The organism is Streptomyces sp. NPDC048751 (assembly GCF_043198595.1).
Classification (GTDB): Bacteria; Actinomycetota; Actinomycetes; order Streptomycetales; family Streptomycetaceae; genus Streptomyces.
Genome location: NZ_JBICUX010000003.1, coordinates 531,020 through 553,447, shown reverse-complemented (window position 1 = coordinate 553,447; position 22,428 = coordinate 531,020). Strand labels below are relative to the sequence as shown.

Here is a 22,428-nt window from a genome sequence, read left to right as displayed (position 1 = left end):
CACTCTTCAACCTCAAGCTTGCTTGAGGTCAAGGGCGTGCCGACCCAGTGCCAGGGACACGGCCGTGAGCGCGCTGTTGAACGACACCTCGGAGAGCACGCCGGGAGCGGCGACCTGGTCGCCGACGAGGTAGACGCCGTCGCCGCGGTCCACGGCCGGACGGTCGCGCCAGCTGGTGCCGGGCAGGTCGACCGCGCCGGTGCGGCCGTCGGCGACGGCCGCGCGGCGCCAGGTGACCCGGACCTGCCAGCCGTCGAAGGCCAGGTCGAGGAGTTGCTCGGCACGGGCGACGCCGTCGGCCTTCGTCTCGTGCGGGGCGAGGGGGATCTGCCCCTGGACGAGCTGTTCGCCGGCGGGGGCGAGGGAGCGGTCCTGGGCGGTGAAGCGTTCGAGCCAGCCGGTCCGGTCCAGGTCGGACACGGCGAAGGCGTCGCCGCGCCGGGTGCGCAGGGCGAGGTCGACGAGGGCGGTACGGCCGCTCGGCCAGGTCAGGGAGTCGTCCCCGAGGAGGCGGCGGGCGGCGGCGAGGGAGGTGGCGACGACGACGGGCGTGTCGGTGGGGAGGGTGTCGACGCGGGAGAGGGTCTCGATGCGTACGCCGAGGTTCCAGGCGCGGGAGGCCATCCGGTCGATCATGGTCGCCCAGCCGCCGCGCGGGTAGTGCGCCTCGGGCGGGAGTTTGGTGGCACGACGCAGGCGTTCCTGCACGAACGCGGCGGACAGGGCGCCGGGGTCGTGGTGGAAGAGGGCGACGGCGGAGTAGTGGGCGGCGGCGCGGGCGCCCTCCTCGCCGGCCCGGCGGGTGGCCCAGGTCATGAAGTCGACGTCCACGGGGGCCTGCTGGGCGGTGTGGCGCAGGAGCTTCAGCATCGCGAAGGGCGGGGTGCGGCGCAGGACGCCCTTGTGGCGCAGTCGTAGCCGGGCGGCTTCCAGGGGCGGGAGCGGTGCGAGCGGGCCGATGAGGTCGCGCTGCCTGAGCCAGGCCCAGTGGGGGCCGCCGTTGTAGAGGGCGTGCGGGCCGTCGTTCGTGCGGTACGGGCCCTCGGCGGTGCGTGCTCGTCCGCCGAGGGTGTGGTGGGCTTCGTGGATGGTGACCTTGGCGCCCGCCTCGGCGGCGGTGATGGCCGCGGTGAGTCCGGCGAAGCCGCCGCCGATGACGGTGATGCGGTGCATGGCTGGGGGTCTCCCTCTGGTCGTCGGGGTCGCCTTTCTGTGCATACGACTGCTGGGAGCCTCGAAATGTGACACCCGGGTCTTGCCGGATGGTGTATTCGCAGGTCAGGTGGATTGTCAGTGGTGGGGTGCAGCATGGGGGCATGGTGAGGCGAGCGGCGGCCGGCGGGACCGGTCCGAAGGGGGCGCGGCGGCCGGAGGTGCGGTTGCCGCGACTGGAGGAGTACGGCGGGGGGCTGGAGCCCGACGGGGACTATGACGGCGTGGAGTTCCGTGGGGCGGACCTGTCCGGTCAGGACGGCGCGGGTGCGCGGTTCATGGACTGTGCGCTGAGCGCGTGCGCGCTGGACGAGACCCGGCTGCGTCATGCCCGTGTCCTGGACTCCGTCCTGTCCGGCATACGGGGTGTCGGCACCGATCTCTCCGAGGCGACCCTGCGCGATGTCGAGCTGCTCGACGCCCGGCTGGGCGGGACGCAGGTGCACGGTGCCGTTCTGGAGCGGGTGCTGGTGCGCGGCGGCAAGATCGACTATCTCAACCTGCGAAGAGCCAGGCTCCGCGATGTCGTCTTCGAGAGCTGCGTGCTGGTCGAGCCGGACTTCGGGGGAGCCCGTCTGGAACGCGTCGAGTTCGTCGACTGCACTCTCAAGGCGGCGGACTTCAGCGCGGCGACGCTGACGGACGTGGACCTGCGGAGGGCGGCTTCGCTGGAGGTCGCCCGGGGCGTGGGCCGCCTGGCGGGGGCGGTGATCAGCCCGTCGCAACTGCTGGATCTGGCACCGGTCCTGGCGGCGGAGATGGGGATTCGGGTGGAGGGCTGAGGGGAGCGCCGATGGGCAGGGTGGAGCCCTCGGCGGCAGGCGGAACCTAGGCGATCCTCGGGAAGCGGGCCTGGAGGGTCCAGATGGCAGGGTTCTCGGCGAGGTCGTCGTGGAGGTCGGTCAGGTCGGCGACGAGGTCGTGGAGGAAGTCGCGGGCCTCGCGGCGCAGTTCGGCGTGGGAGAAGGTCAGCGGGGGCTCCTCCGCCGGCATCCAGTCGGACTCGATGTCGACCCAGCCGAAGCGGCGCTCGAAGAGGAGGCGGTCGGTGGACTCGGTGAAGTCCAGTTCCGCGTGCTGGGGGCGGGAGGCGCGGGAGCCGGCGGGGTCCCGGTCGAGGCGTTCGACGATGTCGCACAGGGCCCAGGCGAAGTCGAGCACCGGCACCCATCCCCAGGCTGTGGACAACTCCCGGTCCGCCTTGGTGTCGGCGAGGTAGACGTCACCGCAGAACAGGTCGTGGCGCAGGGCGTGGACGTCCGCGCGGCGGTAGTCGGTCTGCGGGGGGTCGGGGAAGCGGTTGGAGAGGGCGTAGCCGATGTCGAGCACGACGACGATGGTGTCACGCCCGGATGGGGCCGGGACCACGGTCCCCGAATGGGGTCGGGACCACGGTCCCCGAGTGGGGCCGGGACCACGATTCCTGCCCAGAGGATCACGTTCCGCCCACAAGGGCATGATCCGCGCCCGTAGGATCCGGATCATGTCCCGATCCGTGCGTCTTGTCCCCGCTCTGGCCTCCTCGGCCCTGCTGGCCCTGGCCCTGACCGCGTGCAGCGGCGGCGGCGTGGAGGGCAGCCCCGGCGGCTCAGGCGTCCGCGACCCGTACTTCCCCAAGGCGGGCAACGGTGGGTACGACGTCACGCACTACGACCTGAAGCTCGCCTACGACCCGGAAGAGCGCCACCTCACCGGCACGGCCGGCATCACGGCGCGCGCGACCCAGGACCTCTCCGCGTTCGACCTCGACCTCAAGGGCCTGGACGTCGACACGGTCACCGTGGAGGGCAGGGGCGCCCGTGTCAGCCGTAGCGGGCAGGAGCTGACCGTCCGACCGCACGACGAGCTGGCCGAGGGGGAGACGTTCCGGGTGACGGTCCGCTACTCCGGCACCCCGGAGACGATCACCGACCCGGACAAGTCGGAGGAGGGCTGGCTGCCGACCGCCGACGGCGCGCTGGCGCTCGGGGAGCCGACCGGGTCGATGGCGTGGTTCCCCGGCAACCACCACCCCTCCGACAAGGCGTCGTACGACATCGCCGTCACGGTGCCGAAGGGCCTGCAGGCCGTCTCCAACGGGGAGTTGCGGAGCGAGCGGACCACCGGCGGGCGTACGACCTACGCCTGGCACACCGCCGAGCCGATGGCGAGCTATGTCGCCATGCTCGCCATCGGCCACTACGACATCACCCGTACCACCGTCGGCGAGGACCGTCTGCCGGTGTACACCGCCGTCGACCCCGAGCAGACCGACGCGAGCCGCAAGGTGCTGGCGAAGCTTCCCGAGATCATGGAGTGGGCCGAGTACAACTTCGGCCCGTACCCCTTCTCCTCCACCGGCGCGGTCGTCGACCGCGAGGACGACGCCGGGTACGCCCTGGAGACCCAGAACCGGCCCGTCTTCCACGGCGCCCCCGACACCGAGACCCTCGTCCACGAGCTCGTCCACCAGTGGTTCGGCGACTCGGTCACGCCGAAGAGCTGGCAGGACATGTGGCTCAACGAGGGCTTCGCGAAGTACGCGGAGTGGCTGTGGCAGGAGGACAACGGCGGCGACAGCGCTCAGGAGATCTTCGACGCGCTCTACCGGGGCGACCTCGACGACGAGGAGACCGGCGAGGCGATCTGGGCGTTCCCACCGGCGAAGCCGTCCGACGCCGCGCACATCTCCGACAGCCCCGTCTACTGGCGTGGCGCCATGGTCATCCACAAGATCCGGCAGACGGTCGGCGACGACGCCTTCTACGACATCGTCCAGGGCTGGACGTCGGACCACCGCCACGGCAACGCCGACACCGACGACTTCACGGCGTACGTCGAGAAGAAGGCCCCCGACAAGGACTTCGACGCGATCTGGGAGGACTGGCTGTACGGCGAGGGCAAGCCGGACCACCCTTAGGCCGGGTCCGCCCTCAGGCCGCGTCGGCCCTTGGGTCGTGTCCGCCTTTGGGGCGGCTCCGCCGCGTCATGCGTGCCCGTCGCGTTCAGCTCGTCCAGCAGTCGGGCCAGTCCGGGCGGCCACACCGGCTCGGCCTCCGCGACGAGTTCCTGGCGGGTCCACCAGCGCCAGGTGAGGATGCCGTCGTCGGGGTGGCCGGCCACGGCGGGGCCGGTCGGTTCGCGGTGGGGGCCGTGGGCGACGTAGATGTGCTCGTGCTGGCGGACGGGGAGGTCGAACCGGGTGAAGTCGTGTTCCCAGGTGCACAGGAGGGGGCCGGGCTCCAGGTCGGTCCAGCCGGTCTCCTCGCGCAGTTCGCGCAGGGCGCCCTCGCGTGGGGTCTCGTCCGCTTCGAGGCCGCCGCCGGGCAGGGCCCAGTGGATTCCGACCTCGGGGTTGTCGTACCGGAAGAGGAAGACCGAGCCGTCGGGGTCGAGCACGGCGACGCGGGCCGCGCGGCGCGGGGTGCGCAGTGGTTTGCGCAGGACCGCGCAATGGCGGCCGTGTCGGAGGTCGGGGCGTCGGTCGAGGAGCTCGTAGCCGAGGGCCGTCCAGAAGGCGAGGCCGTCTGGGTTGACGTCGAGGACGGCGAGGCGAATCGCGGTGCGGCCCGTGGCGCGGAAGCGGTCCTCCAGGCCCTGCGCGATACGGCGGCCGTGTCCGCGTCGCCGCGCACCGGCGTCGACCATCAGCAGGCCGATCCACGGGTCCGGGTCGGCCGGGTCGGGATGGTGGGCGAGCGTGACCGCGATCCCCACGAGCTGTCCCGCGTCGTGCGCGAGCAGCACCTCCGCGTCCGGATGCGCCGACTCCCCCTCCAGCGCTGCCGCCACCTGTTCCGGCGTGATGTCGTCCGGGTCCGGGAAGTCGCCGCTCAGGGCGTGGAACTCGCGGTTCGACGCGTAGAGGGCGGTGAGCTCGGCGAGCAGAGGGGGCGGGACGGGAAGGGCGAGGGGGGTGAGGAGCACGCCCGGAAACCTATCGCGGGCGCGGCGGAGCCCCCGGCGCTTTTCGCGGCCGGGGGCTCCGTCAGAGCATGGGCGTCGCTCAGAAGTGGGCCGTCGCTCAGACGTTCACGCCGAAGTCCTGGGCGATGCCGACGAGGCCGGAGGCGTAGCCCTGGCCGACGGCGCGGAACTTCCACTCGGCGCCGTTGCGGTAGAGCTCGCCGAAGACCATGGCCGTCTCGGTGGCCGCGTCCTCGGAGAGGTCGTAGCGCGCGATCTCGGCGCCGCCGGCCTGGTTGATGATGCGGATGTAGGCGTTGCGGACCTGGCCGAAGTTCTGCGAGCGGTTCTCCGCGTCGTAGATCGAGACCGGGAAGACGATCTTGTCGATGTCGGCCGGGAGGGCAGCGAGGTTGACGTTGATCGCCTCGTCGTCGCCGGCACCCTCACCGGTGCGGTTGTCACCGGTGTGGACGATGGAGTTGTCCGGGGTCTGCTTGTTGTTGAAGAAGACGAAGTGGGCGTCGGAGTAGACCTTGCCCTGCGGGTTGACCGCGATCGCGGAGGCGTCGAGGTCGAAGTCCGTACCCGTGGTCGTGCGGACGTCCCAGCCGAGGCCCACGGTGACGGCGGTCAGGCCCGGAGCCTCCTTGGTGAGCGAGACGTTGCCACCCTTGGACAGGCTTACAGCCATGGTTGGGAGTCCTTTCCCTCGTTTACGTACGGCAGTACCGCAGTACGGCATGAAGCTACAGCTACCCGTATGAACGCAGCGAGGGGCGCTCAGGGTTCCAGGCGCTTTACTTTCTTTACCTCGGATATTCGGGTGACGTGGACCGGACAGAGCGGGGAACATGGACGGCATGTCCGGTCCGTACCTGATCCGCGGCTCCGTCTCCCTGCCCGAGGCCGAGCTCCTGTGGCGTTTCTCGCGGTCGTCCGGGCCGGGAGGCCAGCATGTGAACACCTCGGACTCGCAGGTCGAGCTGCGCTTCGACCTCGCGGCGACCGAGGCGCTGCCCGAGGTCTGGAAGCAGCGCGCACTGGAGCGGCTGGCCGGGCGCCTCGTCGACGGGGTCGTCAGTGTCCGTGCCTCCGAGCACCGGTCCCAGTGGCGCAACCGTGAGACCGCCGCCGTCCGTCTGGCCGCGCTCCTCGCCGAGGCGACGGCTCCCCCGCCCAAGCCGCGCAGGGCGACCCGGATCCCGCGCGGGATCAACGAGCGGCGGCTGCGGGAGAAGAAGCAGCGCTCGGAGACCAAGCGGGGGCGTTCGGGGCAGGGCTGGTCCTGAGCATCCGTACGAGGTCCTGAACATCCGTAGAACCCGATCCCGGTGATGTCACGTTCCTCGTTCGCCATCCGTCAATGCGGTGACGGCGGATCCCGACGGACGAAGGGCAGCACCCCATGACCGACACCGGCAGCGACTTCCTGGCCGAGCGCTTCGAGGCGCACCGCCCCCACCTCCGCGCCGTCGCCCACCGCATGCTCGGCTCGTTCGCCGAGGCCGACGACGCGGTGCAGGAGGCCTGGTTCCGGCTGAGCCGTTCCGACGTCGGGCAGGTCGACAACCTCGGTGGCTGGCTGACGACGGTCGTCGGCCGGGTCTGCCTGGACATGCTCCGCTCCCGCAAGTCCCGCGCCGAGCAGCCCCTGGACACCTGGACCCCGGCGCCGTCCGCCGAGCCCGACCCCGCCCAGGACGCGCTGCTCGCCGACTCCGTGGGCGCCGCCCTCCTCGTCGTCCTCGACACCCTCACGCCCGCCGAACGGCTCGCCTTCGTGCTGCACGACCTGTTCGCGGTGCCGTACGAGCAGATCGCCGACATCGCGGGCCGTACGCCGGCGGCGGCGCGGCAGCTCGCCAGCAGGGCCCGGCGCCGGGTGCAGGGCGCCCCGGAGCCCGGCGCCGACCTGGTCCGGCAGCGCGAGGTCGTCGACGCGTTCCTGGCGGCCGCGCGCGACGGGGACTTCGAGGGACTGCTCGCCGTCCTGGACCCGGACGTGATCGCGCGCGGCGAGGCCGGGATCACCGCGGGCGCGGCGGCCGTGGCGTCCGGCGCCGCGCGCTTCGCGCACCTCGCCCGCGTCGCACGGCCCGCCCTCGTCGACGGCGCCACGGGCCTCGTGGTGCTGGTCGACGACCGCCCGGAGCGGGTGCTGACCTTCGCACTCGTACACGACCGCATCGCCGCGATCGAGGTCATCGCGGACCCGGAGCGGCTGGCCGGGCTCGACATCGAGCTCACCGCGTAGTGCGTGTCCGGCGCCCACCCTCTACGTCAGCTGCAGCACCCCGACCGTCTGGTCCCCGCTCGTCTCCCCGGTCTTCCGGAAGCCGAGTCCCAGATAGAACGCCTCGGGGCCGGTCGGGCCGGGGTGCCAGGTGACGTACAGCTCCTTGCCGTCGCGGCGGCGGATCTCGGCGGCGACGGCGTCGACGGCGAAGCGGCCGTAGCCCTTGCCCTGTTCGTCGGCCGCGATGTTGAGGCGCCACAGGCCGGAGCGGAAGAGGGTGCCGTCGCCGTGCCAGTCGATGTCGAGGAAGGCCATCAGGAAGCCGACGGGACGGTCGTCGTCGAGGATCAGGCGTGGCCAGGCGACACCGGCAGGACGGACGTACGCCTCGGCGAGGGACTGCATCACGGGGGAGACGGCGTGTTCCTGATCGGGGCGGACCCGAATGCCGGTGGCGGTCTCGAAATTCCCGGGTGTGATTTCTTCCAGGCGGAGTCCGGACGGAAGCCGCGGTTCCGATGTGGTCATCCGCCTACCCTAGGCGGCGAACTCACCTCGCGGCCAAGGGATTTCAGGGCCTCAGCCCAAATGCCGGTAACGGCCGCGGAAATACACCAGAGGCCCCCCTTCGGCACTCGGTACGCGGGCGGTCAGCACGCGTCCGATCACCAGCGTGTGGTCCCCGGCGGTCACCCGCTGCTCGGTGCGGCACTCCAGGGTCGCCAGGGCGCCGCCCACCAGGGGCGCGCCGGACTCCGCGCCGCGGGTGTACGGGATGTCCGCGAACAGCAGCCGGTCGCTGACACGGCCCTTCATGGCGAAGCGGCCGGCGATGTGGCGCTGGCTCTCGGACAGCACCGACACCGCCCACAGGGGCTGTTCGTCGAGCAGGTCGTCCAAGCGGGAGCCCTCGCGCACGCTGACCAGCACCAGGGGCGGGTCCAGGGAGACCGACATGAAGGCCGTCGCCGTCATGCCGACGTCCTCGCCGGCCGGGGCGTCGGGGTCGTCGGGGTCGAGCGGCGGCTCCAGCGCGGTCACCAGGACCACGCCGTCGGCCAGCCGTGACATGGCGGCGCGGAACTCTTCGTTGCTCACCCCCTCAGCATGCCCAAAGGCGGCGGGGGCGGCGGGCGCGGGCACGGCGGGGCGGGAGTTCAGCACACCGGGAACGCTAGTGTCCTCCTCCCGCGGCGCGCATCGGACCTCCGGCCGAGCGGAGTCCTAGGACCCACGGCGGAAGCCGGAGCCGTAAAGCACGCCTTCGGTAAACAGACGCAAACGCTCAGGGAAAACACAGAAACCCCGACTCAATTGTTCACGTTCTTCTGTGACTTGAGTCACAAGACGCATTAATTGTTGACCCTGTGTACCGAGTGGGGAGCGCGCTGTGATTCAGTGGCGGGGAAGCTGCTGGACGATACGCCGATGAGAACCCTTGATTCGCTGCGAGGTCTCGGGGGGAGGGCGAGCATGGAGACCGAGTCGGAACCCTACGTCCGTCTTGCGTCCCTGCGACAGCTGCACCAGGTCATGGCCGACATGAACACGGCCCGCAGCCTGGCCGACACACTGCAGACCGTCGCGGACGGAGTCGTCACCGCCCTCGGGTACGAGCTGGCGTGCGTCAACCTCGTGCGCCCCGACGGCGACCTCGTGGTCGCCGCCTTCTCGGGCAACCCGGCCGCCGAGGCCCTCATCACCGGCCGTGTCGGCTCCCGCGAGTCGTGGGAGCGCCGCCTGAGCATGGGCGAGACCTGGGGCGACCTGGTCTTCATACCCCACACCGAGGGCTGGATCCTCGACGACGACGACGTCCCGCAGTGGTACACCGACGGGCCCGCGCCCCGCTTCGAGGACGAGTGGCACCCCTCCGACCGGCTCTTCGCGCCGATGTACACGCCGGCGGCGCCGGGCGGCGGCTCCTGCGGCGAGCTGATCGGCGTGCTCTCCGTGGACCGGCCGCGCAACGGACGCCGCCCCGGCGCGTGGGGGCGCGAGGCGCTCCAGATGTACGCGTTCCAGGCGGCCATCGCGATCAGCAACGCGCGTCTACGTGCGAACATGCAGCGCGCGCTGGTCCGGCTCGAACGGGAGCAGCAGGCGCTGCGGGCCAGTGAGGAAAGCTTCCGCCAGGCCTTCGAGTACGCCCCCTCCGGCATGGCCATCGCCGAGATGGGCGGCGACCAGCACGGCCGGATCCTGCGCACCAACGACGCCCTGTGCCGCCTCCTGGGCCGCCCCGCCTCCGCGATGCGCCGCTACTCCTTCTCCGACCTCGTCCACCCCGAGGACATCGGCACCCTGCTGCGCACCTCCGCCGAGGGCGGCCGCGCCGAGCTGCGCCTCGGCCGCCGCGACGGCACCTACGTCTGGGTGTCCCTGCGCAACAGCGTCGTCGCCGACGCCGCCGACGGGCCCCGCTTCCTGCTCACCCACGTCGAGGACATCGAGGAGCGCAAGCGCCGCGAGCTCCAGCTCGCCCACCGCGCCTCCCACGACTCCCTCACCGGCCTGCCGAACTCCGCCGAGCTGCGCTCGCGGCTGTCCGCCCGGCTCTGTCGCCGGCCGCAGTCGGCGGACCCGGTGGCGGCGATCGAGTCCCACGACGCGGCCTTCGGCCACCCCGCCTTCGACTTCCCGCCGAGCACCGAGTCCTACGACGCCTACGACCACCACGTCCACACGATCGCCCCCGAGGGCGAGTTGGACGACGGCACCAAGGGGCTCGCGGTCCTCTTCTGCGACCTCGACGGATTCAAGTCGATCAACGACCGCTTCGGGCACAACGCGGGCGACGCCGTCCTCATCGAGGTGGCCCGCCGCCTGAGCAACCAGGTCCGTGACGGCGACACCGTCGCCCGGCTCGGCGGCGACGAGTTCGTGATCCTCGCCGACGGGCTCGGCCGCGCCGACGCCCAGGACCTCGCCGTACGACTGCGGAACGAGATCATCCAGCCCATCCGCGCCGAGGGCCGGGCCGTGCGCGTGGGCGCCAGCTTCGGCATCGGCTGGGCACACTGCGGGATGACCGCGGACGAAGTGTTGAAGTCCGCTGACGAACGGATGTACGTCGAGAAACGATCTCGTCCCAAACAACACAGACGTGCGGGATGATCCCCAGGTCAGCGAGCTGATGCGATCCGAGTCACCCGTTTGGGGCACCTGGAGCGGGTAGGCTCGCCATTTGCCACACGTACACGAACGCGTACCGCATGCGCCCCGCACCTGTTGAGGAGTACGAGGGATGACGCCCGGCAACAACGGCGCGAGCACGCCGGAGGACGACGACCCGTTCGGCTACCTCTACGCCGACGGTCAGGCCAATGGAGCTCAGCCGCCCTCCGGGGGCTACGGCTACCCGAACTCGGTCAACAGAGTCCGGTCGGTCGGCCAGCGCCAGTACGGGCAGCAGGCACCGACCGCGCAGTACGGCCAGGCCCAGCCGACCGCACCCCAGCAGCAGGGCGTGTACGGCCAGCCGAACGCCCACTACGCCGCCCCGGAGACACACCCCGGCGGCGCCCCGACCAGCCCGCAGCAGTCGCACGGCGGCGGTGGCGGCGGCCGGGGCCGCGGCCCCAACACCAAGGGCCTGCTGATCGGCGCGGTGGCGGTCGTCGCCGCCGTTGTGATCGGCATCGGCATCGCCATGATGAACGGCGACGACGACAAGGACGACAAGACCGGCAACGCCGCCGCCTCGGCCCCGGCCCAGCAGCAGAGCGGCGGCTCCGAGCCCAGCCCGTCGAGCGGCAGCAGCAAGGGCGCCGACAGCGAGAAGAAGCTGCCGGAGGTCGAAGCGAAGGCCCTGCGCCTCGGAGGCAACGCCGCCCTCGCCTCGGACGTCAAGGGCGCCAAGTCCGGCGGCGGTGTCTACGTGGGCAACCTCAACCAGGTCGGCAACTCCGTCACGTGGAGCGCCGACGGCATCCCGTCGGACGGTGACTACACGCTGTTCGCGCATTACAGCGCGACCGGCGAGGACCAGGAGATGACGCTCACCGTCAACGGCAAGAAGTTCGGCAGCAAGATGCCGCTGGGGAACTACACGCACGTGAAGGACGGCGACTTCGAGAACGGCTGGACGACCACCTACGCCTGGCCCACGCTCACCAAGGGCACCAACACCTTCACGCTCTCCTGCGAGAACGGCGACAAGTGCAACGTGCTCCTGGACCAGTTGTGGCTGAAGAAGGGCCGGGTCAAGGACTAGGCCCTACGCGGCGGTGACCTCCCCGGTCACCGCCACCCGCCCCAGCAGCTCCTCGTACGCCGCCCGGTCGAACTCGCCCGCCACCGAGGACAGGACCGTCGCCACGGACAGGGCGGCCGCGCGGGCCAGGATTTCCGGCCAGGGCAGGTGCTCCACGAGGCCCGACAGCAGGCCCGCGACCACCGAGTCGCCCGCGCCCGTCGGGTTGCCGTGGGCACGGGCGGGTGGCCGGGCGCGCCAGCGGCCCTCCGGGGTCGAGGCGAGGAGGCCCTCGGGGCCGAGGGAGGCGACGACGGCGCGGGCGCCCCGTCGGCGGGCGTCCTGGGTGGCGCGCAACGGCTCGTGGGAGCCGGTCAGTTCGGCGAGTTCTTCGGCGTTGGGCTTGACGACGTCCGGGCGGGCGGCGACGCCCCGGCGCAGCGGCTCGCCGCTGGTGTCCAGCAGGACGGGCACGTTCGCCGTGCGGGCGGTGCGCACCAGGCCCGCGTACGCGCCCACCGGCACCCCCGGCGGCAGGCTGCCGCACAGGGCCACCGCCGACGCGGACGGGAGCAGATCCTCGTAGGCCTTCTGGAAGGCGGACCACTCGGCGGGTGCGACGAGCGGTCCCGGTTCGTTGAGCTGGGTCGTGTCGCCGGTCCGTTCGTCCACGACCGCGATCGTGCGCCGGGTCGCCCCGGCGACCGGCACCAGCGCGTCCACGATGCCGGGCACGCCCAAGAGCTGTTCCCGGACCACTCGTCCGGTGGCGCCGCCGACGAAGCCGGTGACCGTCACCTCGTGGCCGAGGGCGCCCAGTACGCGCGCCACGTTCAGGCCCTTGCCGCCGGGCCGCTCGACGACCTCGGTGACCCGGTGCGAGCCGTGCGGCCGCAGCACCGGCACGCGATAGGTGATGTCGAGAGCGGTGTTCAACGTGACCGTGAGGATCACCGTGCCGACCTCCCCCGAGTGCATGTCCCTGCCATCTGTCCGGAGGGTCGATCATGCCAAAGAGACGGCGGTCGGCCCAGAGCGCGGGTCGGCCACCGTCCCTCTGTACGGGGACAGTTCAGTGCAGTTGGGGATCGACCACCCACGCGCCGTGGCGCATCACGCCCTTGAGCTCGAAGTCGGCGTCCAGCAGCACCAGGTCGGCGTCCTTGCCGGGCTCCAGGGAGCCGATGCGGTCGTAACGGCCCAGCAGGCGGGCCGGGGTGGCGGAGAGGGCCGTCACCGTGTCCCGCACCGAGAGCCCGTCGACGGTCACGGCCCGCTTGAACGCGCGGTCCAGGGTGAGGGTGGAGCCCGCGATCGTGCCGCCCTCCACCAGGCGCGCCACGCCCTCGCTGACCTCGACCTGGAGCGGGCCGAGCATGTAGAGCCCGTCGCCGATGCCGGCCGCGTCCATCGCGTCGGTGATGAACGCCACCCGCTCCGCGCCCGCGTGATGGAACGCCAGTTGCAGTGAGGCCGGGTGCAGATGCGTGCCGTCGTTGATGAGCTCGACGGTGACGCGCTCGTCCTCCAGGAGGGCGGCGATCGGGCCGGGCGTGCGGTGGCCGAGGGTGGGCATCGCGTTGAAGAGGTGCGTCGCGACCGTCGCGCCCGCCTCGATCGCCTCCGCCGTCTGCTCGTACGTCGCGTCGGTGTGCCCGACCGCCGCGATCACGCCGTGCTCCACGAGCAGCCGTACGGAGTCGATGCCGCCCGGCAGTTCGGTGGCCAGCGTCATCATCACCGCCCGGCCGCGTGCCGCGTCGACCAGCTTGCGCACCTCCGCCGGTTCCGGGTCGCGCAGCAGCCCCTCGGAGTGCGCGCCCTTGCGGCACGGCGAGATGAACGGCCCCTCGAAGTGGACGCCCGCGAGATCGCCCTGCTCGGCCAGCTCGGCCAGCAGCCCGGCCTGCTTGACCAGGACGTCCATGTCGTCGGTGACGGCCGAGGCGACGAGCGTGGTCGTGCCGTGCAGCCGGTGGGTGCGGATGGCCGTCAGGGCGTCGTCGACCGAGCCGGAGAAGGACGCGCCGCCACCGCCGTGGTTGTGCAGGTCGACGAAGCCGGGGACCAGCCAGTGGCCGCTCACGTCGATGGTCTCGGCGTTCTCGGGAGCACGCTCGGCGATGCGGGTGCCTTCCACGACGACGCGGCCGTCCGGGACGATCCCGGTGGGCAGGACCACCCGGGCACCGGCGAGAACCTTGGTCAGGGCCATCAGGTGGTTACCTCCGCGGGAGTGGTGGGAGTGCTCAGGAGATCCCAGGCGAGGAGCCCCGCGCCCAGGCATCCGGCGGCGTCGCCCAGCGCCGCGGGGACGATCGACGGCAGCTTCTGGAAGGTGACCCGCTGCCGGACGGCGTCCCGCAGCGGTGCGAACAAGGTTTCCCCGGCCTCGGCGAGCCCGCCACCGATGATGAGCGTGCGGGGGTCCAGCAGGGTGAGCGCGGTGACCAGGCCGTCGGCGAGCGCGTCCACGGCCTCCCGCCACACCCGTACGGCGTCCGGGTCACCGGCCACGACGGCCTTCGCGCAGTCCGCCGCGTCCGCTTCCGGGCCGCCGCCGGCCGCCGCCCACGCCTCGCTCACCGCCGCCGCGGAGGCGAACCGCTCCAGACAGCCGCGCTGCCCGCACGGACAGGGGGCGCCACCGGGCCGTACGACGACGTGACCGATCTCGCCCGCGAAGCCGTGCGCGCCCGCCTCGACCCGTCCGTCGACGCTGATGGCGCCCGCGATGCCGGTGCCGAGGGCCACGAAAAGGAAGCGGTCGGCGCCCCGGCCCGCGCCGATGCGGCCCTCGGCGAGACCGCCGGTGCGCACGTCGTGCCCCAGGGCGACGGGGATCCCGCCCAGCTCGGCGCTGATCAGCTCGCGCAGGGGGACGTCACGCCAGCCGAGGTTGGCGGCGTAGGCGGCGACGCCCCGGGCCTCGTCGACGATGCCGGGGACGGCGACTCCGGCGGCGGACGCGGGCTCGCCGAGGTGCCGGACGCCGTAGGCGTGCAGCTCGGCGGCGAAGTCGAGGATCTCGGCGACGACCGCGTCCGGGCCGCGCTCGCGGCCGGTCGCCCGGCGTGCGCGGTGCAGCAGTTCGCCGTCCGGCCCGGCCAGGGCGGCCTTCATCCCGGTGCCGCCCACATCGAGGGCGATGACGTGTCTCACAAGGACAGTGTGGCCCGCCGACCCACAAGAGGTCTAGTCCACTCACGTGGTGTAGACCTTATGGTTCACTTATTGAACGGCGAGACAGCAAGGTTGGGGCAGTAGTGCAGCGGCGCAGGACAGGAACGATCGCGGTGATCTCCGCACTGGGTATGACGGTGGCCCTCGGGGGCTGCGGTCTGGCCGGAGGATCCGACGACGTCACCCTGAGACTCGTCGCCGCCGACTACGGCGACGGCGCGGGCAACAGCTCCAAGAAGTACTGGGGCTCCCTGGTCAAGGAGTTCGAGGCCGAGCACCCCGACATCAAGGTCGAGGTCAGCGTCTACTCCTGGAACGACGTCGACCGCAAGGTCAAGGAGATGGTCGCCTCAGGCGACACCCCCGACATGGCGCAGATCGGCGCGTACGCCGACTACGCCGACAAGGGCCTGCTCTACAAGGCCGGCGACGTGCTCTCCATCCCCACCCAGGCCGACTTCGCCTCCCAGCTGGCCTCCGCGGGACAGATCCACGGGATCCAGTACGGCATGCCGTTCGCGGCCTCCACGCGTCTGCTGTTCTACAACAAGACCCTCTTCGACAAGGCCGGCCTCGACGCGCCGAAGACCTGGGACGACCTCGCCTCCGACGCGGCCGCGCTCAAGGCGCAGGGCGTGAAGTACCCCTACGCGCTGCCCCTCGGGCCCGAGGAGGCGCAGGCCGAGACCATGCAGTGGCTGCTCAGCGGCGGGGGCGGCTACACCGAGACCATCGGCGCCTACAGCCTCGACTCCGCGCAGAACGTCGAGACGTTCGCCTGGCTCAAGGACGAACTCGTCAGCAAGGGCCTCACCGGGCCGGTGGCCCCCGCCAAGCTGAACCGGGCCGACGCGTTCGCCGCGTTCGCCGCGGGTGACGTCGGCATGCTCAACGGCCACCCCTCCCTCATGAAGGCCGCCGCGGCCAAGGGCGTGAAGTTCGGCATGGTGCCGATGCCGGGCAAGGACGGCGAGAGCAAGGCGACGATGGGCGTCGCCGACTGGATGATGGCGTTCAAGAAGAACGGCCACCAGGACCAGATCGGCGAGTTCCTCGACTACGTCTACGACAAGCAGAACGTGCTCGACTTCTCGCGCACGTACGACCTGTTGCCCGTCACCGAGTCCGCGTCCGCGGCCATGAGCACGGCCGACGAGGACCAGGACCTGCGGCCCTTCCTCAAGGAGCTCCCGCTCTCCGAGCTCTACCCGGTCGCCAAGACCTCCTGGGCCGATGTCAACGCTGCCATCAAGCAGCGCATAGGCCAGGCCGTCGCGTCGGACGGCAGCCCCGCCGCGGTCCTGAGCCGGCTGCAGACGACGGCCACCGCCGCGGACAGCGGCCAGTAGGCGCCTGTCGGTGCCCGGGGCTACGGTGGCCGACATGACCGACCTCGGCCGCCGTGAACAGGACATCCTCGCCCTGGAACGCCGGGGCTTCACCGGCCCCGGCGCCAAGGAACGCGCCATCCGCGAGGAACTGGGCCTGGCCCCCGTTCGCTACTACCAGCTGCTCAACGCCCTCCTGGACGACACGCGTGCGCTGGCGCACGATCCGGTGACGGTGAACCGTCTTCGGCGCATACGGGAGGAAAGGCGGGCGGAGCGTTAGAGGGCACCCTGCGCCGGTGCGGGCCTGCTGGGGGCTCTGCCCCCAGACCCCCATCGGCCTGAACGGCCTCGTCCTCAAACGCCGGACGGGCTGAGTCATGCGGACCTGCGCTCGCCAGTGGCTGTACCAACCCCGATAAAGTCGCCCCATGGGCAGCCACGACAAGGACTCCACGGAAGCCGTACCCACTGTCCCCACCCCCACCACCCCACCGGGCCGCGACGGACTGGACGCCATCCTCAGGAACCCCCGCCGGACGGTGATCGCCCTCGACTTCGACGGCACCCTCGCACCGATCGTCGCCGACCCGGAGCAAGCCAGGGCCCACCCCGCCGCGCTCGCCGCGCTCACCGCACTCGCCCCCAAGGTCGCCGCAGTGACGGTGATCACCGGCCGCCCGGCCGAGGTCGCCGTCCGGCACGGGGGGTTCGACGGAGTCGACGGGCTGGAGCGGCTCGTCGTGCTCGGGCACTACGGTGCCGAACGCTGGGAGCGCGGCATCCTCACCGCCCCCGACCCGCACCCGGGCATCGCCGCGGTCCGGGCCGAGCTGCCGGACGTCATCGAGCGGGCGGGCGCCTCGCACGGTACGTGGATCGAGGAGAAGGGGCGGGCCGTCGCGGTCCACACCCGCCGCGCCGAGGACCCGCAGGCCGCGTTCGACGCCCTGCGCGACCCCCTCACCGACCTCGCCGGCCGCCACGGACTGATCGTCGAACCGGGCCGCATGGTCCTCGAACTCCGCCCGCCCGGCATGGACAAGGGCGTCGCCCTTCTGGAACACATCCGCGAGACCGGCGCCGAGGCCGTCCTCTACGCAGGCGACGACCTGGGCGACCTTCCCGCCTACGCCGCCGTCGACAAACTCCGCTCCGACGGCGTCCCCGGCCTCCTCGTGTGCAGCGGCAGCGCCGAGGTCACCGAACTGGCCGAACGCGCGGACCTCGTGGTCGACGGCCCGGCAGGGGTCGTAGCGCTGCTGCGGGCCCTGGCGGATCAGCTGGACTGAAGATCGCGCAGCGCGTTCAGCTGGTCCAGGAACCACTGGGTGGGGGGCAGGGCGGTCGCCGCGGCAGCCAGCCGCTTCGTCCGCTCCGCCCGCTCCTCCGGCTTCATGGACAACGCCTCGTGCAGCGCCCGCGCGGTCTCCATCACGTCGAACGGGTTGACGGTGATCGCGTCCTCGCCCAGCTCCCAGTACGCCCCCGCCTCCCGCGACAGCACCAGCGCGCACCCCTCGTCGGAGACGACCGGCACCTCCTTCGCGACGAGGTTCATGCCGTCCCGGATGGGGTTGACCAGGGCCACGTCGCCGAGGCGGTAGGCCGCCAGGGAACGCGCGAAGTCGTCCTTGAGGTGCAGGACGACGGGGGTCCAGCCCGGGGTGCCGTACTGCTCGTTGATCTCCTCCGCCACCCGCCGCACCTCGGCCATGTAGTCGCGGTAGACCGCGAGGTCCTGGCGGGAGGGGTAGGCGAAGGCGACGTGCACCACCCGTTCGCGCCACTCGGGGTGGTCCTCCAACAGCTGCCGGTACGCCAGCAGGCCGCGCACGATGTTCTTCGACAGCTCGGTCCGGTCGACGCGGACGATGGTCCTGCGGAGGCTGCCGTCGGGGGCCGTGCCGATCTCCTCGCGCAGCGCCGCCATCCGCTCCTCGACGTCCGCCTGGTGCGCCCGCTCGCGCAGGAACTCCGCGTCGGCGCCGAGGCCGTGCACGGAGATGCGCGTGCGGTGGCCGGGCCGGGTCCAGTCGCGCGCGTACTCGAGCGTCGCCCTGAGCCCGTCGTCGCCCTGCCGGCCGACGATCTGCGGGTCCATCGCCTCCGCGCACTCGGCGAACGCCGCCGCCCACCGACGGGTCAGGAACCCGAGCCGGTCCGCACCGAGCATGCCCAGCACCAGCTGCGAACGGATGTCGTCGGGAAGCATCGCGAAGTAGTCCACCGGCGCCCACGGCGTGTGCGTGAAGTGCCCGATGCGCAGGTCGGGGCGCAGCTCGCGGAGCATGCCGGGGACGAGACAGAGGTGGTAGTCCTGCACCAGGACCGCCGCCCCCTCGGCCGCCTCCTCGGCCAGCGCCTCGGCGAACGCGCGGTTGTAGGCCTCGTACGCCGCCCACTGGCGCCGGAACTCCGCGTCGAAGACCGGCTCCAGCGGGGTGAGGTACAGCATGTGGTGGACGAACCACAGCACCGAGTTGGCGATGCCGTTGTACGCGTCCGAGTGCACGTCCGCCGGAATGTCCAGCATCCGTACGCCCTTCTCGCCCACCCCGCGCCGGATCGCCTCCCGGTCGCCGTCGGACAGCGCCGAGCACACCCACAGGGCGCCGGCGTCCGGGTCGATGGCCGACAGGCCCGAGACGACCCCTCCGCCGCCCCGCTTGGCGTGCAGCGAGCCGTCCTCCTGGACCGTGTACGAGACCGGGCCGCGGTTGGACGCGACCAGCACCTGAGCAGCAGCGTCGTGCGTGGAAGCCATACGCCTCAACTTAGCCCGGCCTGTAAACGCTCAAACGTACGATCGCGCTTCGTGGACAGCCGTATACGGCTCCCCGCGCGTCACGCCACCTTGCGCGCGGCGTACTCCGCGATCTCCGTCATCGGCGGACGCTCCTCCGTGTCCACGGAGTACGTACGCGGCTCGAACCCGTCCTCGCCCCGCTCGAACTGGATGAGGGACGGACGGATCAGATGCCCGCGGGCCAGCCTCAGCTGGGCGGTGCGGTAGATCGCGGCGGCCATCCGGCCCAACGCCTGCCCGTCCTGGTGGCGGTGCTTGCGCACCCCGACGTCGACCTGGGCGAGGGCGTCGAGCCCGACCAGGTGCAGGGAGTCGACCAGCATGCCCAGCTCCACGCCGTAGCCGACGGGGAAGGGAAGCTGTTCCAGGAGGGAGCGGCGGGCCGCGTACTCGCCGCCGAGCGGCTGCACGAACCCCGCCAGCTGCGGCCAGTGCATGTTCAGCAGCGGGCGGGCCATGAGCTCGGTGACCCGGCCGCCCTGGCCGGCCGCCCCGCCGAGCGGACGGTCGTACATCCCCTTGACGAGATCGACGTCCGGGTCGGTGAGCAGGGGGCCCACGATCCCGGAGACGAAGTCGGAGGAGAACTCCTTCAGGTCGGCGTCGATGAAGCAGACGATGTCCCCGCCGGTCACCAGCAGGGAGCGCCACAGCACCTCGCCCTTGCCGGGCACGGTCGGGATACGCGGGAGTATGTCGTCGCGGTGGACGACCCGGGCGCCCGCGGCGGCGGCCACCTCGGAGGTGCGGTCGGTCGATCCCGAGTCGACGACGACGATCTCGTCGACGAGCGGGACCTGCTGTATCAGGTCGTGGCGGATGACGGCGACGATGTCGCCGACGGTCTCCTCCTCGTTGAGCGCGGGCAGCACGACACTGACCGACTGGCCCGTCCGCTGTTTGGCGGCCAGGATCTGGTGCAGCGGGCGATCGGTCACGGACCAGGAGCGGGTGCTCAGCCAGCGCTCGACTTCTTCCAGCACAGTCTGCGGCTCCTCACGGGTTGTCTCGCGGTTCGGACGACTATCTCAACTGTCCTGGCCTTCGGTTACAGTCTTGGACAACGCTGGTGACCATCGCATGTCGGGGGTCATGTGCGTCAACAACCACATACCGCTCATCCAGAGGGGCAGAGGGAAACGGCCCGTTGAAGCCCCGGCAACCCTCCAGCCGGTCTCGTAGATCACTGTCGATCGCCAGCGAGGCTCCCGGCTAGGGAAGGTGCCAAATCCGTCTCGCGGCGAGATGCGTCGTGAGGAAGATGAGGAGAAAGGGCCTCGCCTCCATGGCTGTGCAGACTGTTGCAAGCACCACCGACTCCACCGTAGACCTCGGCCCCGCCGCCGCGCTGAGCTGTCGTGAGTGCGGTCACCGCGTGCCCCTCGGCCCGGTCTTCGCCTGCGAGGAGTGTTTCGGCCCGCTCGAGATCGCCTACGACTTCTCCTCCTACGACACGGAGGAGCTGCGCAAGCGCATCGAGGCGGGCCCCGCGAACATCTGGCGCTACGCCCCGTTGCTGCCCGTCCCGGCCGACGTGGCGGACAAGCCGAACATCAACCCCGGCTGGACCAAGCTCGTCAAGGCCGACAACCTGGCCCGCGAGCTGGGCGTCGACGCCGGCAAGCTCTTCGTCAAGGACGACTCCGGCAACCCGACGCACTCCTTCAAGGACCGTGTCGTCGCCCAGGCGCTGGAGGCCGCCCGCGCCTTCGGCTTCACCACCCTCTCCTGCTCCTCCACCGGCAACCTCGCCGGCGCGGTGGGCGCCGCGGCCGCCCGCGCCGGTTTCCGCTCGTGTGTGTTCATCCCGCACGACCTGGAGCAGGGCAAGGTCGTCATGGCCGCCATCTACGGCGGCGAGCTCGTCGGCATCGAGGGCAACTACGACGACGTGAACCGCTTCTGCTCCGAGCTCATCGGCGACCCGGCGGGCGAGGGCTGGGGCTTCGTCAACGTCAACCTGCGGCCGTACTACGCGGAGGGGTCCAAGACCCTGGCGTACGAGATCTGCGAGCAGCTCGGCTGGCGGCTCCCGGACCAGCTGGTCGTGCCGATCGCCTCCGGCTCGCAGCTCACGAAGATCGACAAGGGTCTGCAGGAGCTGATCAAGCTCGGTCTCGTCGAGGACAAGCCGTACAAGATCTTCGGCGCGCAGGCCGAGGGCTGCTCGCCGGTGTCGGTGGCCTACAAGGCGGGCCACGACGTCGTCCGGCCGCAGAAGCCGAACACCATCGCCAAGTCCCTCGCCATCGGCAACCCGGCCGACGGGCCGTACGTCCTCGACATCGCGCGCCGTACGGGCGGTGCCGTGGAGGACGTCAACGACGAGCAGGTCGTCGACGCGATCAAGCTGCTCGCCCGGACGGAGGGCATCTTCGCGGAGACCGCCGGCGGGGTGACCGTGGGTGTGGCGCGCAAGCTGATCGAGAACGGTCTGCTGGACCCGACCCTCACCACTGTCGTGCTGAACACCGGCGACGGCCTCAAGACCCTCGACGCGGTGGCCGGCACCGGGCTCACCGCCACCATCCGCCCGAACCTGGACTCCTTCCGAGAGGCTGGCCTCGCATGAGCGTGACCGTCCGCATCCCCACCATCCTGCGCACCTACACCGGTGGCCAGGCCGAGGTCGCCGCCGAGGGCGCGAACCTGGGCGAGGTCATCGCCGACCTGGAGAAGAACCACACGGGCATCGCGGCCCGCGTTCTCGACGACCAGGGCAAGCTGCGCCGCTTCGTCAACGTGTACGTCAACGACGACGACGTCCGCTTCGAGCAGGGTCTGGAGACGGCCACCCCGGACGGTGCCGGTGTCTCCATCATTCCGGCGGTCGCCGGAGGCTGATCATTACCTTCGGTAACATCAGTTACCGAGAGTTCATCGAATTGCCCCCTCCGTGAGAGAAGCGGAGGGGGCAATTCTGTGTGGTTGAGCGCGGTACAGTTGGGGAACACGCTGTTTTTCGCGTACCGAACGCCTCTGTTTTACGGCTCCACATGCGATGAGAAGTAGCCAAAGTGTGTGGTTCTTTTGCGCCATTTGCTCCTTTTGTGGAGCCCGACTTGCCCAGAATTCTGGTGAATTCTCGGTAAATTCCCGACCGGCCATGCCCGGAATTCTCGTCCGATTGACCTGTTGCAGACGGCAGTTGGACAGATACATTCGGCCGCGGTCGACGCGTTCCGGCGCACGCCCCCAACCAAAGCGGGGGGTGAGGTCTGACCCGGATCCGCGAAGTGTGGATCTGTGCAAGGGCCAGTAATAGGGGAGTTAGGCATGGCTCAGGGCACCGTCAAGTGGTTCAACGCGGAGAAGGGGTACGGCTTCATCGCGGTCGACGGTGGTGCGGATGTTTTCGTCCACTACAGCGCGATTCAGATGGACGGCTACCGCACCCTGGAGGAGGGTCAGCGGGTCGATTTCGAGATCTCGCAGGGCCAGAAGGGGCCGCAGGCGGACATGGTCCGACTCGCGACCGGCTGAAGCACGCGCCGACGCAGCGTCGTTCTTCTGAACATCTTCGAAGGGCTCGTACCTCCCGGGGTACGAGCCCTTCGGTCTGCCCGGACGCGCCCGG

23 protein-coding genes and 1 riboswitch are annotated in these 22,428 nt (G+C 71.0%); of the genes, 12 read left to right on the top strand and 11 right to left on the bottom strand.

Annotated elements, in window-relative coordinates:
• Nucleotides 1-12 precede the first annotated feature (12 nt).
• Complete coding sequence (locus tag ACGFNV_RS14230) at nucleotides 13-1,218, bottom strand: FAD-dependent oxidoreductase (protein ID WP_393622262.1); 1,206 nt, start codon at nucleotides 1,216-1,218, stop codon at nucleotides 13-15.
• Between the two features lie 98 nt (nucleotides 1,219-1,316).
• On the opposite strand from ACGFNV_RS14230, the gene ACGFNV_RS14225 reads away from it, so the two are divergent.
• The gene (locus tag ACGFNV_RS14225; RefSeq protein ID WP_393622260.1) at nucleotides 1,317-1,994 is read left to right on the top strand and encodes a pentapeptide repeat-containing protein; all 678 of its coding nucleotides are present in this window, start codon (nucleotides 1,317-1,319) and stop codon (nucleotides 1,992-1,994) included.
• A gap of 46 nt (nucleotides 1,995-2,040) precedes the next feature.
• Here the strand turns inward: ACGFNV_RS14225 and ACGFNV_RS14220 are convergent, their stop codons facing one another.
• On the bottom strand, nucleotides 2,041-2,541 hold the full coding sequence (locus ACGFNV_RS14220; protein WP_393622258.1) for a hypothetical protein: 501 nt from the start codon (nucleotides 2,539-2,541) through the stop codon (nucleotides 2,041-2,043).
• A gap of 154 nt (nucleotides 2,542-2,695) precedes the next feature.
• Here ACGFNV_RS14220 and ACGFNV_RS14215 point away from each other — a divergent pair, with 154 nt between their 5' ends.
• On the top strand, nucleotides 2,696-4,111 hold the full coding sequence (locus ACGFNV_RS14215) for a M1 family metallopeptidase (RefSeq protein WP_393622257.1): 1,416 nt from the start codon (nucleotides 2,696-2,698) through the stop codon (nucleotides 4,109-4,111).
• Here ACGFNV_RS14215 and ACGFNV_RS14210 read toward each other — a convergent pair.
• Together ACGFNV_RS14210 and ACGFNV_RS14205 are read right to left on the bottom strand one after the other, a co-directional pair.
• A complete protein-coding gene (locus ACGFNV_RS14210) occupies nucleotides 4,108-5,118 on the bottom strand; it encodes a GNAT family N-acetyltransferase (protein WP_393622256.1) in 1,011 nt (336 codons plus the stop codon). The genes ACGFNV_RS14215 and ACGFNV_RS14210 overlap by 4 nt on opposite strands.
• Nucleotides 5,119-5,215: 97 nt before the next feature.
• Entirely contained in the window at nucleotides 5,216-5,791 is a 576-nt protein-coding gene (locus tag ACGFNV_RS14205; RefSeq protein WP_393622255.1) for a TerD family protein, read from the bottom strand.
• Between the two features lie 160 nt (nucleotides 5,792-5,951).
• Between ACGFNV_RS14205 and arfB the strand changes: the two genes are divergently transcribed.
• Together arfB and ACGFNV_RS14195 are read left to right on the top strand one after the other, a co-directional pair.
• Complete coding sequence (gene arfB / locus ACGFNV_RS14200; RefSeq protein WP_393622253.1) at nucleotides 5,952-6,389, top strand: alternative ribosome rescue aminoacyl-tRNA hydrolase ArfB; 438 nt, start codon at nucleotides 5,952-5,954, stop codon at nucleotides 6,387-6,389.
• 116 nt (nucleotides 6,390-6,505) lie between these two features.
• The gene (locus tag ACGFNV_RS14195) at nucleotides 6,506-7,354 is read left to right on the top strand and encodes a sigma-70 family RNA polymerase sigma factor (RefSeq protein WP_393622252.1); all 849 of its coding nucleotides are present in this window, start codon (nucleotides 6,506-6,508) and stop codon (nucleotides 7,352-7,354) included.
• A gap of 21 nt (nucleotides 7,355-7,375) precedes the next feature.
• Here ACGFNV_RS14195 and ACGFNV_RS14190 read toward each other — a convergent pair whose 3' ends face one another.
• Nucleotides 7,376-7,864 carry a GNAT family N-acetyltransferase gene (locus ACGFNV_RS14190; protein ID WP_393622250.1) on the bottom strand — a complete coding sequence of 163 codons (489 nt, stop codon included), beginning with the start codon at nucleotides 7,862-7,864 and terminating at the stop codon, nucleotides 7,376-7,378.
• A gap of 51 nt (nucleotides 7,865-7,915) precedes the next feature.
• Nucleotides 7,916-8,407 (bottom strand): flavin reductase family protein, encoded by a 492-nt coding sequence (locus tag ACGFNV_RS14185; RefSeq protein ID WP_393622525.1) that lies wholly within the window; start codon nucleotides 8,405-8,407, stop codon nucleotides 7,916-7,918.
• Nucleotides 8,408-8,809: 402 nt separating this feature from the next.
• Between ACGFNV_RS14185 and cdgB the strand changes: the two genes are divergently transcribed.
• Both cdgB and ACGFNV_RS14175 read left to right on the top strand, forming a co-directional pair.
• Nucleotides 8,810-10,453, top strand: a complete 1,644-nt coding sequence (gene cdgB, locus ACGFNV_RS14180; RefSeq protein WP_393622249.1) for a diguanylate cyclase CdgB — start codon at nucleotides 8,810-8,812, stop codon at nucleotides 10,451-10,453.
• A gap of 130 nt (nucleotides 10,454-10,583) precedes the next feature.
• The gene (locus ACGFNV_RS14175; protein ID WP_393622248.1) at nucleotides 10,584-11,552 is read left to right on the top strand and encodes a carbohydrate-binding protein; all 969 of its coding nucleotides are present in this window, start codon (nucleotides 10,584-10,586) and stop codon (nucleotides 11,550-11,552) included.
• Between the two features lie 3 nt (nucleotides 11,553-11,555).
• Here the strand turns inward: ACGFNV_RS14175 and ACGFNV_RS14170 are convergent, their stop codons facing one another.
• The 3 genes from ACGFNV_RS14170 to ACGFNV_RS14160 form a co-directional block, all read right to left on the bottom strand.
• A complete protein-coding gene (locus tag ACGFNV_RS14170; protein ID WP_393622523.1) occupies nucleotides 11,556-12,485 on the bottom strand; it encodes a 1-phosphofructokinase family hexose kinase in 930 nt (309 codons plus the stop codon).
• 118 nt (nucleotides 12,486-12,603) lie between these two features.
• Nucleotides 12,604-13,746: an N-acetylglucosamine-6-phosphate deacetylase gene (gene nagA / locus ACGFNV_RS14165; RefSeq protein ID WP_393622247.1), complete on the bottom strand. Its 1,143-nt coding sequence runs from the start codon at nucleotides 13,744-13,746 to the stop codon at nucleotides 12,604-12,606.
• Nucleotides 13,746-14,693 (bottom strand): ROK family protein, encoded by a 948-nt coding sequence (locus tag ACGFNV_RS14160; RefSeq protein ID WP_393622245.1) that lies wholly within the window; start codon nucleotides 14,691-14,693, stop codon nucleotides 13,746-13,748. Before ACGFNV_RS14160 ends, nagA begins: the two co-directional genes overlap by 1 nt.
• 104 nt (nucleotides 14,694-14,797) lie before the next feature.
• On the opposite strand from ACGFNV_RS14160, the gene ACGFNV_RS14155 reads away from it, so the two are divergent.
• The 3 genes from ACGFNV_RS14155 (at nucleotide 14,798) to otsB (ending at nucleotide 17,334) form a co-directional block, all read left to right on the top strand.
• A complete protein-coding gene (locus tag ACGFNV_RS14155; protein ID WP_393622244.1) occupies nucleotides 14,798-16,063 on the top strand; it encodes an extracellular solute-binding protein in 1,266 nt (421 codons plus the stop codon).
• 34 nt (nucleotides 16,064-16,097) lie between these two features.
• The gene (locus ACGFNV_RS14150; RefSeq protein ID WP_393622242.1) at nucleotides 16,098-16,325 is read left to right on the top strand and encodes a DUF3263 domain-containing protein; all 228 of its coding nucleotides are present in this window, start codon (nucleotides 16,098-16,100) and stop codon (nucleotides 16,323-16,325) included.
• A gap of 148 nt (nucleotides 16,326-16,473) precedes the next feature.
• Entirely contained in the window at nucleotides 16,474-17,334 is an 861-nt protein-coding gene (otsB, locus tag ACGFNV_RS14145; RefSeq protein WP_393622240.1) for a trehalose-phosphatase, read from the top strand.
• On the opposite strand, the gene ACGFNV_RS14140 is transcribed toward otsB, so the two are convergent.
• On the bottom strand, nucleotides 17,322-18,809 hold the full coding sequence (locus tag ACGFNV_RS14140) for a trehalose-6-phosphate synthase (RefSeq protein WP_393622238.1): 1,488 nt from the start codon (nucleotides 18,807-18,809) through the stop codon (nucleotides 17,322-17,324). The two genes, otsB and ACGFNV_RS14140, sit on opposite strands and share 13 nt — an antisense overlap.
• 80 nt (nucleotides 18,810-18,889) lie before the next feature.
• Nucleotides 18,890-19,834, bottom strand: coding sequence for a glucosyl-3-phosphoglycerate synthase (locus ACGFNV_RS14135; RefSeq protein ID WP_393622236.1), 945 nt, complete (start codon nucleotides 19,832-19,834; stop codon nucleotides 18,890-18,892).
• Between the two features lie 131 nt (nucleotides 19,835-19,965).
• Nucleotides 19,966-20,119, top strand: a riboswitch (SAM riboswitch).
• A gap of 17 nt (nucleotides 20,120-20,136) precedes the next feature.
• Here ACGFNV_RS14135 and thrC point away from each other — a divergent pair.
• The 3 genes from thrC (at nucleotide 20,137) to ACGFNV_RS14120 (ending at nucleotide 22,334) form a co-directional block, all read left to right on the top strand.
• Complete coding sequence (thrC, locus tag ACGFNV_RS14130; RefSeq protein ID WP_393622235.1) at nucleotides 20,137-21,423, top strand: threonine synthase; 1,287 nt, start codon at nucleotides 20,137-20,139, stop codon at nucleotides 21,421-21,423.
• Nucleotides 21,420-21,695: a MoaD/ThiS family protein gene (locus ACGFNV_RS14125; protein ID WP_003991133.1), complete on the top strand. Its 276-nt coding sequence runs from the start codon at nucleotides 21,420-21,422 to the stop codon at nucleotides 21,693-21,695. Before thrC ends, ACGFNV_RS14125 begins: the two co-directional genes overlap by 4 nt.
• A gap of 432 nt (nucleotides 21,696-22,127) precedes the next feature.
• A complete protein-coding gene (locus tag ACGFNV_RS14120) occupies nucleotides 22,128-22,334 on the top strand; it encodes a cold-shock protein (RefSeq protein WP_007493268.1) in 207 nt (68 codons plus the stop codon).
• The last annotated feature ends 94 nt before the right edge of the window (nucleotides 22,335-22,428 follow it).